The organism is Streptomyces spinosus (assembly GCF_020400655.1).
GTDB classification, from domain to species: domain Bacteria; phylum Actinomycetota; class Actinomycetes; order Streptomycetales; family Streptomycetaceae; genus Streptomyces; species Streptomyces argyrophylli.
Genome location: NZ_JAINRC010000006.1, coordinates 1 through 16,529 on the forward strand (window position 1 = coordinate 1; position 16,529 = coordinate 16,529).

The following is a 16,529-nucleotide window of genomic DNA, read 5'->3' on the forward strand; positions in this document are numbered from 1 at the left end:
CGCACCCCCTGATGCATTCCCGGCCCTCACCGGCTCCCGCGGGCCCCGATCGCCGCCCGCTCACGCGCCGCCCGCACCGCCGCCGACAGACTGGCGATGTCGTACGCCCCGTGGTGCCGGCGCCCGTTCACGAAGAACGTCGGCGTGCCCGCCACCTGGCTGAGGTCCGCCGACTCCACGTCCTCGGCGATCCGCGCCGCGCCCCGGTGGGAGCGCAGGTCCCGGTCGAAGCGCTCGGGGTCCAGTCCGAGGGCGTCGGCGTACGTGCGCAGGTGGCCCAGGCGCAGCTCGCCCTGGTGGCTGAGCAGCAGGTCGTGCATCTCCCAGTAGCGGCCCTGCGCGGCAGCGGCCTCCGCCGCCTCGGCCGCCAGCTGGGCGTGCACGTGCACGTCCGTCAGCGGCAGGTGCCGCCACACGTACCGCACGTCGCCGAAGTCGCCGAGCAGCTCACGGACGACCGGTTCGGCCTGTCCGCAGTACGGGCACTCGTAGTCGCCGTACTCCACGACGGTCACCGGCGCGTGCCGCGGCCCCCGCACGTGGTCGCGGTCGGGGTCGACGGGGACCGCCAGGTCGACGAGCGTCTCCGCGTCGCCGAGCAGCGCCCGCTGCCGCAGCCTGCCCGGCAGCACCGCGAGGACCGCGGTGAGGAGCCGGCTGATCAGGAAGGAGCCGGCCAGCGCGCTCAGGATGCCGATCTTCGCGTCCGCCAGCTCGGTCCCCCGGAAGGCCAGGGTCGCGATGAGCAGGGAGACGGTGAAGCCCGTCCCGGCCAGGGCGCCGCCCGCCGCGACGGCTCCCCAGCCGACCGGCGGCCGGACCCGCCCCCGGCTGACCCCGTACGCCAGCGCCGACGCGCCGACGATGCCCAGCGGCTTGCCGACGAGGAACGCGAGCAGGATGCCGAGCGTGACCGGCGAGGTGAACGCCCGCGCCAGTTGGCCGGCGTCCAGCGGGATACCGGTGTTGGCCAGGGCGAACAGCGGGACGACGAGATAGCTGGTCCACGGGTGGTACAGGCCCTGGAGCCGGTCGTTGGGCGAGATCGCGGAGGCGAGGCCGGCCTGCGCCGAGCGCGCCAGCTCGGGCGTCGGCTGCTCGCGGAACATCCGGAACAGGCCCGTGGCGTGTTCCAGGTCGGCGCGTGCCGCCGGGTACGCGTACGTGATCAGGCCCATGGCGAGTCCGATGACCACGGGATCGACACCCGACTCCAGCAGCGCGGCCCAGGCGACGAGCGCCAGCAGCGCGTAGACCAGGCCCCGGCGCACCCCGAGCGCGCGGACGAGCAGGACGACGCCGAACACCGCGACCGCGATCAGCAGCGCCGGTACGTCGACGTGCGCGCTGTAGGCGACGGCGATGACGCCCAAGGCGACGAAGTCGTCGACGACCGTGATCGTCAGGATGAAGATCCGCAACCCGCTCGGCAGCCGCTGCCCGACGACGGCGAGCATGCCGAGGGCGAAGGCGGTGTCGGTGGACATCGCCGCACCCCAGCCGTGCACGGACGGGTGCCCCGCGTTGACCGCGAGGAAGAGGGCGACCGGTACGGCCATCCCGCTGATGCCGGCGGCGAGCGGCAGGGCCAGACGCCGGCGGTCGCGCAGTTCGCCCATGTCGAACTCGCGGCGCGCCTCCAGTCCGACGACGAAGAAGAACAGCGCCATCAGACCACTGTTGATCCACTCCCGCAGCGAGAGCGACAGACCGTGGGTGCCGATCCCGACGGACAGGTGCGTCTGCCAGAACGACGCGTAGCCCGCGGGCGCCGCGTTGGCCCACAGCAACGCGACGAGCGCCGCCGTCACCAGGACGGCGGCGCTACCGGTCTCGGTCCGCAGGAAGTGGCGCAGCGGAGAGCGGGAGCCGGCGCAGGCGGTCTGGCCCGAGAGGTCGTCGGGTGCGAACGCCATGCTCATCCGTGCTCATCTCCACCTCGCGCCGAGTCTCGTGCCGGCCGGCACTGCCGTGGCAACAGCGGCAGGTGGGGCGTTCATTCCGGGGACGGAGACCGGGGGACGGGGCGGACGAGCCCCTGCCGGTCGTCAGGACAGGTACCGCTCCACCTGCGACGCCGGGCGCACCTGGGCCTCTTCGGGGTCCTGGCCGGCCGCGACGCGGGCCCGGCGCTGCCGCAGGAGGTCCCAGCACTGGTCGAGCTCGGTCTCCAGCCGCGCCAGCCGTTCCTGCTCGGTCGGCTGGTCGATGCTGTGGTCCGCCAGACGGTCCCGCAGGTCCTTCTCCTGGTTGATCATGTCCGTGATGCGTCCGAGGATCTGCTTCTCGGCCTCGGCGCCGGGTCCCGTCGTCATGTCTCTCTCCCCAAGCCGTGATCCGACCTCAATCAGTCGATTTCATGTATTGAACAGCAGGTTCGAGCCGTTCGCCACGGCGGGGCGAGAGGTGATCGTTTCCCGGTCCGGGGACGCCGGGGAATGCCGGGGAACAGCCTTCAGGACGTGAGGACGACCCGGCCGCCGGCCCGGCCGCCGCTGTCACTCGTCACGCACTCCTGGTAGGGGTTCGGGTCGCCCTGGCGCTCCTGGCACGTCCAGGCGGTTCCCCCGACACTGATGGTGGCGGGCGCCCCCGACCTGCCGGCCGCGGCCTTGGTGTAGGCGCTCGCGACCTCCAGGGCGGTGGCGCAGGACCCGGCCGGCTCGGCCCAGACCGCCAGCCCGGTGGCCTTGTCCGCACCGCAGAACGTGACCGGCGACCGGGCGGCGGCGCCCGTACCGGCGAACGCGGGGGCCGGGGCCCCGAGGCACAGCGCGGCGGCGCCCAGCAGGCCCGCTGCCGTCCCCGTCATGATCGAGCGCATCACAGGTGTCTCCCTCGCGGTGACGAACGAGGCCGGGACAGGCCGGCCGTCGGTCGGGCACACCGGTGCCCGGTCTCCTCTCCGTACGATCATCCACGGGGGCGGGGCGATCGGCACGCTGCCGTCCGCCGGACGGTGGGACCGGGGAACGAGCGCGGGCGGCCGGGCGGGGCTGACGTGGACCAACGGCTCGTGTCACGGGGCGGTGGCGCGCAGCCGGGCGAGTGTGGCGTCCAGGTCGGCCCGGCGGGGGCGGTTGTGGGGCAGCTTGGCGAGCGCGGCCGCCATGCCGCAGGTGTTGGTGAGGGCGGAGAGGACCAGGCCGGCCGCGACCCCGGCGGACAGCAGGTGGAAGGCCGGATGGACCGCCAGGCCGGACAGGAGGCCGAGCAGCACGACCGTACCGGCGGTGAACCGGACCTGGCGTTCCATGCTCCAGGTGGCCTTCGAGGTGGCCTCGGGCCGGTGGGTGTCGTAGCCCCCGGCCGTCCAGGCGGCGGTTCCTCCGGCGAGGGTGCCGGCGGCGATGCCGTTCCCGGCGAGGACGCGGCAGGCGTTCTCCGAGCGGGCTCCGGAGGCGCAGACGACGAGGATGTCGCCGCGCTCGGCGGCGGAGCGGATGTCGGGCAGGGCCCGGTCGAGCTGGTCCAGCGGGATGTTGAGGGCGCCCGGCACGTGTCCACCGGCGTACTCGCCGGGGGTGCGGACGTCGATGACGGTCAGCTCGTGCAGGCGGGCGTGGGCCTGGCGGGGGTCGACGGTGGTGGGCGTGATCATGACGGATGCCTCTCTGTGGTGTGTCGGGGGATCTGTGGTGGCAGAGCGGGGGCGTCTGTGTGGTCGTGGTGCGGGGGCGTTCGTACGGCCGTGGTGCGGGGGAGGGCGTCCGTACGGCCGTGATCCGGGGAGGGGCGTGCGGCCGTGATCCGGGGAGGGGCGTGCGGCCGTGGTGCAGGGAGGGCCGTGCGGCCGTGGTGCGGGGGTGTCCGCGGCCCTCGCTCGCTCATACGAGGACGTCGACGAGCATGAACGCCGCTACCGCGAGCAGCACGCAGGCGAAGACCTTCTGGAGTGTCCGGCCCTCGGTCTTCCTCGCCAGGCGCTTGCCGTCCCAGGCGCCCAGGATCGCCGCCCCTGTGAACGGCGCCGTCACGGCCCAGTCCAGGTGGGTCCCGGCGCCGCCGCGAGCGGCGAGCGCGGCCAGTGAGTTGATCGTGATGACCAGCAGGCTGGTGCCCACGGCGGCGCGCATGGCCAGGCCGAGGACACCGACCAGCGCCGGTACGGCGAGGAAGCCGCCGCCCACGCCCAGGAAGCCGGTCACCGCGCCCAGCCCGGCCCCGGCGGCGCCGGCCTTCCCGGGGTGGACGTGGCCGGACGGCTCCGTCCCCGCGGGGCGCAGCATGCGCAGGGCCGCCGCCCCCGCCACGACGGCGAAGGCCGCGGTGAGCACCGGCTGCGGCAGGCGCCCGGCGGCCGCCCCGGCGAGCATCGCGGGCACGACGCCGGCCGCGGCGAACAGCAGCCCGGTGCGCCAGGCCACGTTGCCGTCCCTGGCGTGCCCGGTCAGGGCCGTGACCGAGGTGAGGGTGACGATGACCAGACTCGCCGTGGTCGCTTGCGCCGGGGTGAAGCCGAGGAGGTAGACGAGCGCGGGTACGGCGAGCACACTGCCGCCGCCACCGAGGCCGCCGAGGGCGAGGCCCACCACGGCACCCGCGAGAAGCGCGAGAACCAGGCTGGTCATATGGCCTGACCGCCGTTCCCGCGCACGCCGCTGTTCCCGCGTGCGCCGACCGCCGGGTGGGGTGCCGTGGCGGGCGGCGCCGTCCCCGCGATCAGCCGGGACGGCGGGACGTGGACCGCGGTGGACGCGTGTCCGGGGCACCACTCGCCGTCCTCCCGCGGGTCCGGCGGCACGGCCCAGGTGTCCGCGCCCCCGGTACGTCGCGGGGGTTCGCCGGCGGTGACACGGACACGGTCTCCACCGCGCCGGGACATCGACATCACTCAACCTCTCCAGAGCCAGAAGAACGAGGGGGCGCGGTCAGCCGGTGACCACGGTCAGTCCGGCCCCGGCGGCGGCGTCGAAGCCGTCGTCCACGGCCACCACGTCACGGCCCGCGGCATCGAGCAGCGAGGCGGCGATCCCGGCGCGCATGCCGCCGGCGCAGTGCACCCACACGGTGCCCGTCGGCACCTCGCCGATCCGCTGGTGCAGTTGGTGGACCGGGATGTGGACCGAGCCCTCGATGTGTCCGGCGGCGCGTTCGGAGGCCCGGCGGACGTCGAGGACGACGACGCCGTCCGTGCCCCGCTCGGCCAGACCGGCGAACGTGGACCGCGGGAAGGAGGCCGGCCGGCCGCCCTCCGGCACCCAGCGGTCCGGCGTGCCGGTGGCGGCGGCCGCGGGCCGGTCGATGCCGACCCGGACCAGCTCGCGCTGGGCGGCGGCCAGTTGCTCCGGGGTTTCGGCGAGCAGGGTGACCGGCTTGCCCCACGGGATCATCCAGGCCAGGTACGTGGCGATCTTGCCGTCCGCCTCGAAGTTGAAGGAGCCGGCGACATGGCCGGCCGCGAACGCGACGCGGTTGCGCAGATCGACCACCCACTCGCCGGCGGCGAGCCGGGCGGCGATCCCCTCGGCGTCGGCGACGGCCGGCGGGGTCAGGTCCACCGGTGCGGGCCCGGCGGCGTTGGCCGGCCCCATGTGCGTGTAGTAGGCGGGGACGTCGTCGAGTCCGGCCAACAGGCGGGTGACGAAGGAGTCCACGTCCGTGGTGAGTGCCGCGTTCACGGCCTTCTCCCTGCCGATCGTCGTGGCGTCGCCCCCGGCCTGCGCCGAGGAACAGAAGCTCCCGAAGCCGTGCGTGGGCAGTACGGGCGTCTCGTCCGGCAGTTCGGCCGCCAGGCGGCGGGCCGAGGCGTGCTGGGCGCGTGCCAGTCGCTCGGTGAGCCGGGGTTCGACCAGGTCCGGCCGGCCCACGGTGCCGATCAGCAGGGAACCGCCGGTGAACGCGGCGACCGGCCGGCCGTTGTCCTCCAGCACGTAGGAGGTGTGGTGCGGGGTGTGGCCCGGGGTGGCGACCGCCCGCAGCGCGAGCCCGGCGTCGACCTCGGCCACGTCGCCGTCGGCCACCGGCACACGGGCGTACGACACGCGCGCTCCGGCCGGTACCAGGTAGGCGGCACCCGTCAGCCGGGCCAGCTCCTGCCCGCCGGTGACGTAGTCGTTGTGCAGGTGGGTCTCCACCACGTGCGATATCCGCACCCCGCGCCGGGCGGCCGCGGCCAGGACCTGGTCGATGTCGCGCGGCGGGTCGACCGCCACGGCCTTGTGCCCGCCGCCGGCCAGATAGCTGCGGTTGCCCAGCCCCTCCAGCTCGATGGTGTCGACGAAGAACATCGGGCACTCCCTTCCTCAGAATTACCCCCCGGGGTATTGAAAAGACCGTAACACGGGTACCCCGGGGGGTATCCCAGGGGCGTAAGGTACCCGCAGGGGTATGACGGAGGAGTGGATCGTGGAACTGGGGATGGCTGCGGACGAGCTGAAGGCGGTGGTCAACCGGCTGCGCCGCGCGCAGGGGCAGATCGCCGGCGTGATCAGGATGATCGAGGAGGGCCGGGACTGCGAGGAGGTGGTCACGCAGCTCGCCGCGGCTTCCCGTGCCCTGGACAAGGCGGGCTTCGCGGTCATCGCCACCGGATTGCAGCAGTGCCTCGGCGACTCGGAGCTCGCCGACGCCGGAGAGCGGGAGCAGATGAGGGCCCGGCTGGAGAAGCTCTTCCTGTCCCTCGCCTGAGCCGGGACAGGGCACGGCAGAGGTGGCGACGGCGGGCGCGGACGGATTCCGCGGGCCGCTCCCCCTCTGCCGGACGAGCGCCGGGAAGCCGTGGCCGTCCGGGGCCGGGCGGGCCGCCGCCCGCCGGAACCGCCGGAGCCGCATCCGTCGCCGCCGTCGGCCACCGCCGTCGACCGCCGGGCCCGGCGCGGCGAGCCGGCTGCCGGCCGGCTCTCGCTCCTCGGGGGCGGCCTGGACCGCGGTCGGCGCTCCGGCACGAGGGCACGCCGCCGCCCACCGTCGCACGGTACGTCCACCGTGTCGTCACCGGCCCCGGCATCCTCGACGTCACCGAGGACGGCCGCCCTCGTCGATACGGCCCCGGACACCGGGCCGGTCAGTGGAACCCGGGGCTCGTACGGGCGGGCGACGGTGTCCTGCGACCCCCGTCCGGTGCCGGGCCGGCCGGTCCGGACTGCTCGGCGGGACCGGTTCCCGGCACCCGGCGTCCCGGGGCCGACTCGGTGCTCTCGCCGAGGAATCCGCCCGACTGGTGCTGCCAGAGCCTGGCGTAGGCGCCGTCCGCGGCGAGCAGTTCCTCGTGGGTGCCCTGCTCGACGACGCTTCCGCGGTCGAGGACGACGAGACGGTCCATGCCGGCGACGGTGCTCAGCCGGTGGGCCACCACGAGGGCCGTACGCCCGTCCATCAGCCGCCACAAGGCGTCCTGGACGAGGAGTTCGCTCTCCGAGTCCAGTGCGCTGGTCGCCTCGTCGAGCAGCAGGACCGGGGCGTCGCGCAGGATGGCCCTGGCGAGGGCGACCCGCTGGCGCTGGCCGCCCGAGAGCTTGACCCCCCGCTCCCCCACCAGCGTGGCGAAGCCGTCGGGGAGCTGGTCGGCGAACTCGGTGACGTGCGCGGCCGCGGCCGCCTCGCGGATCTCCTCGTCGGTGGCGCCGGGCCGGGCGAACGCGATGTTGTCCCGCAGGCTGCGGTGGAACATGGCGGGCTCCTGCGGGACGTAGGCGATCAGTGAGCGCAGGTCGTTCTGGCGCAGCCGGCTGATGTCCTGACCGCCGATCAGGATGCGTCCGCCGTCGACGTCCGACATGCGCAGCAGGAGCCGGGTGAGGGTGGTCTTGCCGCCGCCGGACCTGCCGACCAGGCCGATCCGCGCGCCCGCGGGCACGTCCAGGTCGAGTCCTCGGAAGATGGGCTTCGCACCCGCGTGGGCGAACGTCACCGCCTCGAAGCGGATGCCCGTGTCCCGCGGTGCGAGCGGTTCGGGCTCCGCCGGGTCGAGCACCGTGGGCGGCTCCAGCAGCAGTTCGGTGAACTGCGCGGCTTCGGTCATCGAGCTCTCCAGACGCCGGTAGATCTGGTTGAACTCGAACATGATCTGGGTGGCGTTGGAGTAGTAGGTGAAGCTGACGACGATCTCCTCGACGCCCTGGCCCGAGCCGCCGAAGGCGACGGCCACCAGCAGACCGAGCACGTTGGTCAGCACGGACATGGGGGCGACCAGGGTGTCGACGCGCAGATTGCCGTAGTCCCACGACCTCAGCGTCAGGCGGCGGGAGTCCGCGACACGGCTGCGGTGTTCGTCGGCCTCCCGCCGCTCGGCCGCGAACGCCCGGATGGTCTCCATGTTCACCAGGCTGTCGGCGACGTGTCCGGAGACCCGGGCGATCGCCGCCTCACGTTCGTTGACGAGCCTCTGCCGGCGGCGGATCAGAGGCGTCGCGGCCAGCACGGTCAACGCGATCATCACGAGGAGGCCGACGACGAGCATCGGCTGGTAGCTCCACAGCACCACGGAACCGAACACCAGGGGGACGAGACTGCCCACGATCCGGTACGTCACCGTGTCGACGAAGTCCTCGAAGCGCTTGCCGAAGCTGAGCACCCGTTTGGTCAGGGAGCCGGCGAAGTTGTCGTGGAAGAAGGCCGCGTCCTTGGCCAGGAGTTCGTCCATGCCGCTCACGTACAGGTGTTCCATGCCGAGGGCGTCCAGGCGGTTGAGGCAGTGCTGCCCGACCCGCCAGACGGCCTCGGCGAGCAGCAGCGTCACACCGAAGCCCAGCACGTACGGCAGTGCCGGGCCGAGGGTGAGTCCGCCGTCGCCGGCGGCCTGCCCCGCCAGTTTGGCGATCAGCAGGGGGGCGACGTAGCGGATGCCGATGTTGCCCACGGCCGGTAACAGCAGCGCGGGCAGGGTCAGCCGCCGTAGTCGCATCAGTTCCCGGCCGTAGCGGCGCAGCGCCAGAACGACCGCGCTCCTGCCCGGTGTCGGCCCACGTGCGTCTGTAGTCCCCATCACACTCCCGGAGGTTCGGAGGTCGAAGTCTCCCGTCCGCGGAGTTTCTCAGTCCAGGCATTTAACGCGGAACGGCGAGAACCGGACAGGGGTCCTGCAGCCCGCGTACGCGCCGGCCGACGACGACGGATAGAACACCGGCATGAAGCAATTGGGGGCTCTCTTCACCGCAGTGGTCCTGATCGGCTGGTCGGTGTGGAACCTGTGGAACCTCTACCGCATCGTGACCGGCCTTCGGGACGCACCATGGCGGCGCCCGCTGTGGTGGGCACGTGTCTGCTCCGTAGCGCTCTTCACGGGCCTCGTGTCATGGATCTGGGGGGTGCTCAGAGGAGGGCTCGACGTCCGCGAGACATGCCAGTTCGTCCATCACGAGCACTACGACAGGGCGTACCGGGACGCACACGCGGCGGAATTCCGGAAGTTCTTCCCCCTGCACGACAAGTGCAACGCGCACTTCGATCTGGTTCCCGCATGGGTCAACCCGTCCATCACGGTGTGCGCCGTCATCGCCACGACCGCCGTTGCCGTCCTCCTGAAGTCCGGCATCGCCCACCTACGGAGGCGGTCCGCCGCCGGTGGGTCAGCCCTTTCCGGCAGCACATGACCGTGGAGGCGAGCACCGACGACGGCGCCACCCGGGAAAACGTGTGGGGCGGTCCCACGTCGGGCGGCCGGGCCGACCACGCCACCGCGCGCGTGGCGCCGCGGTGTGCGGGGCGACCCGGTGCCGCGATCACGGAGTGGTCCGCGTCACGCCGGCGTCAGTGGCCCGGGCCGCTCCTCCAGCGGTAGGTGGCGAAGGAGTCCGCCGGGACCGTCACCACGAACGACGTGCCGGCGACGGTGACGCGGACCTTGCCGTCGGTGTGGGTGCTGTTGCCGAGGACCGCGACGAAGGAGCCGTCCTTCTTGCGGTAGACGACGTTGCCGATGCCGTGCTCGGCGGCGCTGGATTCCAGGCGTACGTCGCCGGGCGAGAGGTACTTGGCGAACTGCCCGATCGGGTAGAGCTCGTCGCGGACGGAGAAGTCGCGCGTGGCCGTGTTCACCGTCACCAGCCGGTCCCGCCACTTGGTGGTGGCCGCGACCTGGTTCCAGTCGATGTCGTTGTCCCGGGCGGGTGTCCAGTGCAGCGTGCCGCCGTCCTGGTCGGTGGTCTGGGCCCACAGGATGTAGGAACCGGCGTCGAGGCGGAAGTCGTCGAGGATGGTCGAGGGCGACAGGTCGCTGGTCTCCGTGAGCTGGACCGGCTTGCCCGTCTGCTCGTAGGCGTCGCGCATCACGCGCGGGTCCCCCCAGTAGGGGTGGAAGGCGATGGCGTCGGCCGCCTCGCGGACCTGCGCGCCGGTCACCAAGCCGTCGGGGGCGTCGTCGAAGATGCGGTGGTAGTTCTTGGTCGCCTCGCTGTTGGGGTCGCGCCAGTCCCAGAAGTTGAAGTCGTGCACGTACAGTCCGGTGTTCAGCCGCGCGGCCCGGAACTCCCGCTTGATCGCCAGGGCCAGCTTCTGCTGCTGGGCGACGCTGATGTCCATCGCCGGGTAGACGACGTCCATGCCCGGCTCGTTCAGCAGGGTCAGGGCGTCGACCCGGATGCCGTGCCGGGCGTACGCCTGGACGAACTTGACGTAGTACCGGGCGAAGACGTCGATGCAGTCGTCCCGCAACTTGCCGACCTGGTAGTACTCCGTGCTGCTCCCGGGCTTGAGCGCGACCTGCCCGGTGAACCGGTTGTTCGTCTTCATCCACGCCGGTGCGCTCCACGCGGACGCGAAGAAGGTGGCGTGGGGGTTGTAGCGCTGGATGAGCTTGACCGTGTCGACGATGTGCAGGTCGATGTCCCGCCGGATGGAGAAGTGCTTCAGCCCGAAGTCGTCGGTGACGCCGGCGGGCAGGTCGTCCTCCGACCAGAACGGCAGGTGCTCGATGAGGTCGGGGCTGCCGATCGTCAGCCGGAACCGGTCCAGGCCCGCGCCGTGCACGGGGTCGACGAGCAGCCGGACGGCCTTCTCCCGCTCGGCGGGGGTGAGCTTCCACAGGTTGGACACGCTCGTCTCGTCCAGGGAGAAGCCCACGCCCGCGTACTGCTGCCGGACGGCCTTCGGGTCCGCCACGACGGTGGCGTCGACCGGGCCGCCGGGGTCGGTGCCGGTCCTGACCTCCGGCAGTGGGACCCAGGCCCGCGCGGCGCCGGTGGAGTAGGTGCCGGTCACGATCCGGCCGTGGCCGGGCGGCCCGCCCGCGGCTCGGTCGGCGTGCGCGGCCGGGCCCGCGCCGACCAGCGCGGACACGGTGATGGTCGCGACGGCCGCTAGTGCGGTGAGATGACGTCCCACGCCTGCTCCCTGGGCTCCGGGGGTCTCGGGGGCCGGCGCCACACGTGTGCCGACGGCGCGCGACCGCTCCGGATCCAAGCAATTCCGCGAGGTTAAGTCAAGGTTTGAAGTAAGGCTGGTATGAAGGGTGTTCAGTCCTGACCCACGGCCGTCCGGGTGTCGCCGCCGGACTTCTCCAGGCGCCGGGCGGCCTCCTCGGCGGTGCAGTGCGCGAGCAGCATGACGATGGCGGTCTTGGCGTGTCCGCCCGCCGCCCGCAGTGCCCCGGCGGCGGCCTCGGCGTCCGCGCCGGTCGCCTGGACGACCATGCGGCGGGCCCGGTCGAGCAGCTTCTCGTTGCTGGCCCGGACGTCGACCATCAGGTTCCCGTAGACCTTGCCCAGGCGGACCATGGAGGCGGTGGAGAGCATGTTGCAGACCATCTTCTCGGCGGTGCCGCCCTTCAGCCGGGTCGACCCGGTGAGGATCTCGGGCCCGGTGGGAACCTCGATGGGGATGTCGGCGTAGCGGCTGATCACCGCGTCGCGGTTGCAGGCGACCGAGACCGTCGTCGCGCCCTTGGCGGCGGCGTGCTTCAGACCGCCGACGACGTAGGGGGTACGGCCGCTGGCGGCGAGCCCGACGACCGTGTCGCGGTCGTCCACGCCGATCCCTTCGAGGTCGGCGGCGGCCCGCTCGGGTTCGTCCTCGGCACCCTCCACCGCGACGACGAAGGCGCCGGGACCGCCGGAGAGCAGCCCCACCACCTGTTCCGGCGCGGTGCCGAACGTCGGGGGACACTCCACGGCGTCGAGCAGTCCGATCCGGCCGCTGGTGCCGGCGCCCAGGTAGATGAGCCGCCCGCCCCGGCGCAGGGACGCGGTGATCGCCTCGACGGCGGTGCCGATCTCCGTGAGGGCGCCGCGCACCGCGAGGGCGACGGTCTGGTCCTCGTCGTTCATGACCGACAGCAGTTCGCCGACCGGCATCCGGTCGAGGTCGGCGGTCCGCTCGTTACGGGTCTCGGTGCCGAGAGTGCTGAGGTCCACGGCGGCTTTTCCTTTCCTGGGCGGTACGCAAGCGCTGGGACGGAGCGGGGGCTCCTGGTCGGAGCGGGGGCTCCTGGTCGGAGCGGGGGCTCCGGATCTGAGGGGGCCTCCGGGGGTGGAGCCGAAAGCTGGGGGCCGGGCTGCTGCTCGGAGCCGGGGGCTTCCGGGTACGAGCCGAAGGCTGAGGGGGTGGGGTCCGGGTCGAAGCCGGGGGCTCGGGAGGCGGAGGTTCGACGGCCGGGGATGGTCGGAGTCGGGGGCTCGGGGGGGCGAGGGCGGGAGGCTCGTCGGCGGGCGCTGGAGGTCGGAGTGGGAGGCACGGGGCCGGGGTGCGGGCTGGTGGCCGGGGTCGGAGGCTCGGGGCCGGGGTACGGGCCGGGGGTCAAAGTCGCAGGCTCGGGGCCGGGGTACGGGCCGGGGGTCAAAGTCGGAGGCGATCCCGCGGAGCACCCCGCAGGGGCACGGCGTCAGTCGCTCGGCTGCGCACGGCGTCCTGGATGCGGGGTGCTGCGGCGGCGGACCGCCTCGTAGGTCTCGTGGAGGGCCGCGGTCGCGGCGTCGTAGCTGCGCTGGGCGACGCCCACGAACAGGCAGTCGACGACGGCGAGCTGGGCGATGCGGCTGACGGTCGCGCCGGACCGGAAGGGCGTCTCGCGGGCACAGGTCGTCAGCACGAGGTCCGCGCTGCGGGCGAGCGCGGAGCGGGGGACGTTGGTGAGGGCGATGGTGGTCGCGCCGCGCGCGGCGGCGGCCTGGAGCGGCTCGACGGTGTCCTCGGTCTCCCCGGAGTGGGATATCGCGAGGGCCACGTCGCCGGGTGAGAGCAGCGCCGTCGCGGTGAGGGCCGCGTGCCGGTCGGTCCAGATGAACGCCATGTGGCCGATGCGGTGCAGCTTCTGGTGCAGGTCCTGGCCGACGAAGGCACTCGCGCCGACGCCGAAGATGTCGATCCGCCGCGCTCCGGCCACGGCGTCCACCGCACGGCCCAGGACGTCGATGTCCAGTCCGGCCCCGGAGTCCTCCAGGGCCCGCACCTCGTTGTAGACGATCTTCTCGACGATCTCGCTCAGCGTGTCGGTGGCGCTGATGTCGGTGCTCGGCATCGGGCGCTCGCCGTCGAGGGCGTGTTCACGGGCGGCCGCGGCGGCGAGGGCGAGGCGCAGCTGGGGGTAGTTGGTGATGCCTATCGTCCGGCAGAAGCGCATGACCGTGGCCACGGAGGTGTCCGCCCGCCGGCCGAGCGCGCTGATGGACAGCTCCGACGCCTGTGCGGGATCGGCCAGGACGACGTCGGCCACCCGTCGTTCCGACGGTGCCATGGCGGGCAGCTCGGCGCGGATGCGCGCCAGGGTCCCGGCGGGGGACTCGTCCGCCGGCCGGGCCGGGGTGCGGGGTGGTTTCTGGCCGGCCATGGACCGCTGCCTCCTGGGTGAACGCCCGACTGGGTGGCGCCACAGTAACCACGCCCGGCGAGGACGTCAAAAATTTACGGGACTCACTCGTTGAGGTTACTTATTGACATCCAGAGCTTCGCCTTCTGATACTCGCTGCACCGCGATCCGCGCCGGCCACCGGCCTCCCGGCCACTGGTGACCGCTCGACGTGACGGATCCCTGGACACGAAGGCGTGCCGCATGACAGCAGCAGTCGCGGTGGACCTGGGCAAGACCGGCTGCCGTGCCGTGCTGTGGGACGGCGCCGGCCCCGCCCGGGAGGTCCACGAGGTGCCCGGCGCCCCCGGGCTCGCCACCGAGGACGGGGTGACGACGGCTCGCGCCGCCGTGCTCGCCGCCGTCCGGCCCCTCCTGGCCCGGGAGCCGTCCGTCCGGCCGTCGGCCGTCTGCGTGGGCGCGGCGGGAGCCGCCGCCGCACCGGACGCGGCCCGTGCCCTGGCCGGCCTGCTCCTGGCCGACCTGTCCGCCGATGAGGTGGCCGTGACCAGCGACGCGGTCACCGCCCACGTCGGCGCCCTGGGCGGCCGTACCGGCGTGGTGCTCGCGATCGGCACCGGCGCGGTGGCCATCGGCATCGGGGACGACGGCGCGTACGCCCGTGTCGACGGCTGGGGTCCCTGGCTCGGCGACGAGGGCAGCGGCGCCTGGATCGGCGCCGCCGGGCTGCGGGCCGCGCTGCGCGCCCACGACGGACGCGGTCCGGACACCGCGCTGCTGGCCGCCGCGACCGAGCGCTTCGGCGACCCCGACCGGCTGCCGTCGGCCCTGGGCCGTGACGGCAACCCCGCCCGTACCGCCGCCTCCTTCGCACCGGACGTCGCGCGCACGGCCGCGGCGGGTGACCCCGCGGCCTCGGCGATCGTCCGGGACGCCGCCACCGCGCTCGGCGAGGCCGTGCTCGCCGCGGCCCGCCGGATCGGCGGCGAGCACGGCCTCGACGTCGCCGTCACCGGCGGGCTCACCGGCCTCGGCGAACCGCTGCTCGGGCCGCTGCGCTCGGCGCTCGCCGGCTCCCCGCGCCCCCTGCGGCCGCGACGCCCGCTCGGCGACCCGCTGGACGGCGCGCGCCTGCTGGCCCTGGACGCCCGCGGGCCGCACGAACCCCATGTCGTCCGCGTCCGGCGGACGGCCCCCCTCCCCCCTGTCCCCACCCCGCCGGTCTCCCCGCCGGCCGTTGCTTAGGAGAGAGCGTGCGCCAACTCGACCTCGTGGTGATCGTCGTCTATCTGGTGGCGATCGCCGTGATCGGACTGCGCCTGGCCGGCCGGCAGAAGACGGCGAAGGACTACTTCGTCGGCGAGGGCAGCATGCCGTGGTGGACGGTCTCGTTCTCCGTGGTGGCCACCGAGACCAGCGTGCTCACCGTCATCAGCGTGCCCGGCGGCGCCTACAGCGGGCAGGGTTTCGGCAACGTCGAACTGGCCCTCGGCTACGTCATCGGCCGCGTCGTCGTGGCCACCGTGCTCATCCCCCTGTACAAGCGGGGCGGCTTCGTCAGCGCCTACCAGTACCTCGGGACCAGGTTCGGGCTGAAACTGCAGGGCCTGGCGTCGGTCACCTTCGTCTTCACCCGCCTGCTCGCCGAGGGCGTGCGGCTGTTCGCCTCCGCCATCCCCATCAAGCTGCTGCTCGACGAGTTCGGGGTGCACGCGGGCTACCGCCTCATCATCATCGTGCTCACCGTGATCACCGTCGTCTACACCTACCTCGGCGGCATCAAGGCGGTCATCTGGACCGACGCCATCCAGATGGGCCTCTACCTGGGCGGTGCGGTCCTCGCCATCGCCGTGCTGTCCGGGCACGTCGGCGGCGCAGGCTTCTCGCGCGCCCTGCACGCGGGCGAGTTCAGGCTGTTCGACACCGACTTCACCCTCGCGCACGTCCTGACCAGCCCGTTCGCTCTGCCCACCGCGATCGTCGGCGGCGCGATCTTCGCCATGGCCAGCCACGGCTCCGACCAGCTCATCGTCCAGCGCATCCTGGCCACCCGCTCCCTGCGCGACGGCCAGAAGGCGATGATCGCCTCCGGCGTCTTCGTCACCCTCCAGTTCGCGGCGTTCTCCCTCGTGGGCGCGCTGCTGTGGTCGTACAACGACGGCAAGAGCTTCAAGGAGCTGGGCCTGAACAGCTCCGACAACCTGTACCCGAACTTCATCCTGCACGGCCTGCCCGTGGTGGTCTCCGGCCTGCTCGTGGCCGGCATCCTCGGCGCCGCCATGGGCTCGCTGTCCTCGGCGCTGAACTCCATGTCGAACTCGACGGTCGCCGACATCATCCACAGCTTCTTCCGCACGACGCCGTCCGAGGCGTCCCTGCTGAAGCTCGCCCGGGTGATGACGCTGGTGTGGGCGGCGCTGATGGCGGTCTTCGCCTGCGCGTTCAGCACCAGCACGGGCAACGTCTACCTGACCGGTCTGACCATCGCCGGCTACACCTACGGCGCCCTGCTCGGCGCGTTCCTGCTCGGCCGGATCGTACGGCGCGCGGGCGAGGCAGACTCCGTGGTGGCGTTCCTGGTGACGGTCGGCTTGATGACGTACGTCGTGCGCGAGGTGAAGATCGACGTGACCGTGGGCGGCGCCACCGTGCCGACGGCCATCGCCGCGCAGTGGCTGGTCCCGATCGGCGTGGTGGTCACCCTGGTCGTCGGCGGTCTGATGAGCTTGTTCCACCGCGCCCCCGAACCCGAGGCGGTCCGGCCGGCCGACGGCGAACCGGGCCCGGACGAGGGGCGGGTCACGGCGGCCGTCCACCAGGACTGAGTACCGGTGCGGCCGGGGGACGT

General features: G+C 73.0%; 14 protein-coding genes. 4 read left to right on the top strand and 10 right to left on the bottom strand.

Going from position 1 to position 16,529, the window contains the following annotated elements:
• Window positions 1-26 precede the first annotated feature (26 nt).
• The 6 genes from nhaA to LG395_RS13065 form a co-directional block, all read right to left on the bottom strand.
• Window positions 27-1,922 (bottom strand): Na+/H+ antiporter NhaA, encoded by a 1,896-nt coding sequence (nhaA, locus tag LG395_RS13040; protein WP_225809464.1) that lies wholly within the window; start codon window positions 1,920-1,922, stop codon window positions 27-29.
• Window positions 1,923-2,048: 126 nt separating this feature from the next.
• Complete coding sequence (locus LG395_RS13045; protein ID WP_225809465.1) at window positions 2,049-2,315, bottom strand: DUF2630 family protein; 267 nt, start codon at window positions 2,313-2,315, stop codon at window positions 2,049-2,051.
• A 140-nt stretch (window positions 2,316-2,455) separates the two neighbouring features.
• The gene (locus LG395_RS13050) at window positions 2,456-2,824 is read right to left on the bottom strand and encodes a hypothetical protein (RefSeq protein WP_225809466.1); all 369 of its coding nucleotides are present in this window, start codon (window positions 2,822-2,824) and stop codon (window positions 2,456-2,458) included.
• Between the two features lie 195 nt (window positions 2,825-3,019).
• The gene (locus LG395_RS13055) at window positions 3,020-3,601 is read right to left on the bottom strand and encodes a rhodanese-like domain-containing protein (RefSeq protein WP_225809467.1); all 582 of its coding nucleotides are present in this window, start codon (window positions 3,599-3,601) and stop codon (window positions 3,020-3,022) included.
• Window positions 3,602-3,827: 226 nt separating this feature from the next.
• Window positions 3,828-4,571 (bottom strand): sulfite exporter TauE/SafE family protein, encoded by a 744-nt coding sequence (locus LG395_RS13060; RefSeq protein WP_225809468.1) that lies wholly within the window; start codon window positions 4,569-4,571, stop codon window positions 3,828-3,830.
• 300 nt (window positions 4,572-4,871) lie between these two features.
• On the bottom strand, window positions 4,872-6,230 hold the full coding sequence (locus tag LG395_RS13065) for an MBL fold metallo-hydrolase (RefSeq protein ID WP_225809469.1): 1,359 nt from the start codon (window positions 6,228-6,230) through the stop codon (window positions 4,872-4,874).
• A 118-nt stretch (window positions 6,231-6,348) separates the two neighbouring features.
• On the opposite strand from LG395_RS13065, the gene LG395_RS13070 reads away from it, so the two are divergent.
• Window positions 6,349-6,630 carry a metal-sensitive transcriptional regulator gene (locus tag LG395_RS13070; RefSeq protein ID WP_225809851.1) on the top strand — a complete coding sequence of 94 codons (282 nt, stop codon included), beginning with the start codon at window positions 6,349-6,351 and terminating at the stop codon, window positions 6,628-6,630.
• A 376-nt stretch (window positions 6,631-7,006) separates the two neighbouring features.
• Here LG395_RS13070 and LG395_RS13080 read toward each other — a convergent pair whose 3' ends face one another.
• A complete protein-coding gene (locus LG395_RS13080) occupies window positions 7,007-8,926 on the bottom strand; it encodes an ABC transporter ATP-binding protein (protein WP_225809470.1) in 1,920 nt (639 codons plus the stop codon).
• Window positions 8,927-9,068: 142 nt separating this feature from the next.
• Here LG395_RS13080 and LG395_RS13085 point away from each other — a divergent pair, with 142 nt between their 5' ends.
• Window positions 9,069-9,533 (top strand): hypothetical protein, encoded by a 465-nt coding sequence (locus LG395_RS13085; protein ID WP_225809471.1) that lies wholly within the window; start codon window positions 9,069-9,071, stop codon window positions 9,531-9,533.
• A gap of 157 nt (window positions 9,534-9,690) precedes the next feature.
• Here LG395_RS13085 and LG395_RS13090 read toward each other — a convergent pair whose 3' ends face one another.
• From LG395_RS13090 to LG395_RS13100, 3 genes are all read right to left on the bottom strand, one after another.
• Window positions 9,691-11,262 (bottom strand): glycoside hydrolase family 30 protein, encoded by a 1,572-nt coding sequence (locus LG395_RS13090; RefSeq protein ID WP_225809472.1) that lies wholly within the window; start codon window positions 11,260-11,262, stop codon window positions 9,691-9,693.
• 131 nt (window positions 11,263-11,393) lie between these two features.
• Window positions 11,394-12,290, bottom strand: a complete 897-nt coding sequence (gene murQ, locus LG395_RS13095) for an N-acetylmuramic acid 6-phosphate etherase (protein ID WP_225809473.1) — start codon at window positions 12,288-12,290, stop codon at window positions 11,394-11,396.
• Between the two features lie 467 nt (window positions 12,291-12,757).
• Window positions 12,758-13,702 carry a MurR/RpiR family transcriptional regulator gene (locus LG395_RS13100; RefSeq protein ID WP_225809474.1) on the bottom strand — a complete coding sequence of 315 codons (945 nt, stop codon included), beginning with the start codon at window positions 13,700-13,702 and terminating at the stop codon, window positions 12,758-12,760.
• Between the two features lie 222 nt (window positions 13,703-13,924).
• Between LG395_RS13100 and LG395_RS13105 the strand changes: the two genes are divergently transcribed.
• Complete coding sequence (locus LG395_RS13105; RefSeq protein ID WP_225809475.1) at window positions 13,925-14,926, top strand: N-acetylglucosamine kinase; 1,002 nt, start codon at window positions 13,925-13,927, stop codon at window positions 14,924-14,926.
• Between the two features lie 8 nt (window positions 14,927-14,934).
• Window positions 14,935-16,506, top strand: coding sequence for a sodium:solute symporter (locus LG395_RS13110; protein WP_225809476.1), 1,572 nt, complete (start codon window positions 14,935-14,937; stop codon window positions 16,504-16,506).
• The last annotated feature ends 23 nt before the right edge of the window (window positions 16,507-16,529 follow it).

Bases quoted from the DNA above. Each gene is read 5' to 3' on its own strand.
- nhaA (WP_225809464.1), bottom strand. From the start codon at position 1,922: ATGAGCATGGCGTTCGCACCCGACGACCTCTCGGGCCAGACCGCCTGC.
- LG395_RS13045 (WP_225809465.1), bottom strand. From the start codon at position 2,315: ATGACGACGGGACCCGGCGCCGAGGCCGAGAAGCAGATCCTCGGACGC.
- LG395_RS13050 (WP_225809466.1), bottom strand. From the start codon at position 2,824: ATGCGCTCGATCATGACGGGGACGGCAGCGGGCCTGCTGGGCGCCGCC.
- LG395_RS13055 (WP_225809467.1), bottom strand. From the start codon at position 3,601: ATGATCACGCCCACCACCGTCGACCCCCGCCAGGCCCACGCCCGCCTG.
- LG395_RS13060 (WP_225809468.1), bottom strand. From the start codon at position 4,571: ATGACCAGCCTGGTTCTCGCGCTTCTCGCGGGTGCCGTGGTGGGCCTC.
- LG395_RS13065 (WP_225809469.1), bottom strand. From the start codon at position 6,230: ATGTTCTTCGTCGACACCATCGAGCTGGAGGGGCTGGGCAACCGCAGC.
- LG395_RS13080 (WP_225809470.1), bottom strand. From the start codon at position 8,926: ATGGGGACTACAGACGCACGTGGGCCGACACCGGGCAGGAGCGCGGTC.
- LG395_RS13085 (WP_225809471.1), top strand. From the start codon at position 9,069: ATGAAGCAATTGGGGGCTCTCTTCACCGCAGTGGTCCTGATCGGCTGG.
- LG395_RS13100 (WP_225809474.1), bottom strand. From the start codon at position 13,702: ATGGCCGGCCAGAAACCACCCCGCACCCCGGCCCGGCCGGCGGACGAG.
- LG395_RS13105 (WP_225809475.1), top strand. From the start codon at position 13,925: ATGACAGCAGCAGTCGCGGTGGACCTGGGCAAGACCGGCTGCCGTGCC.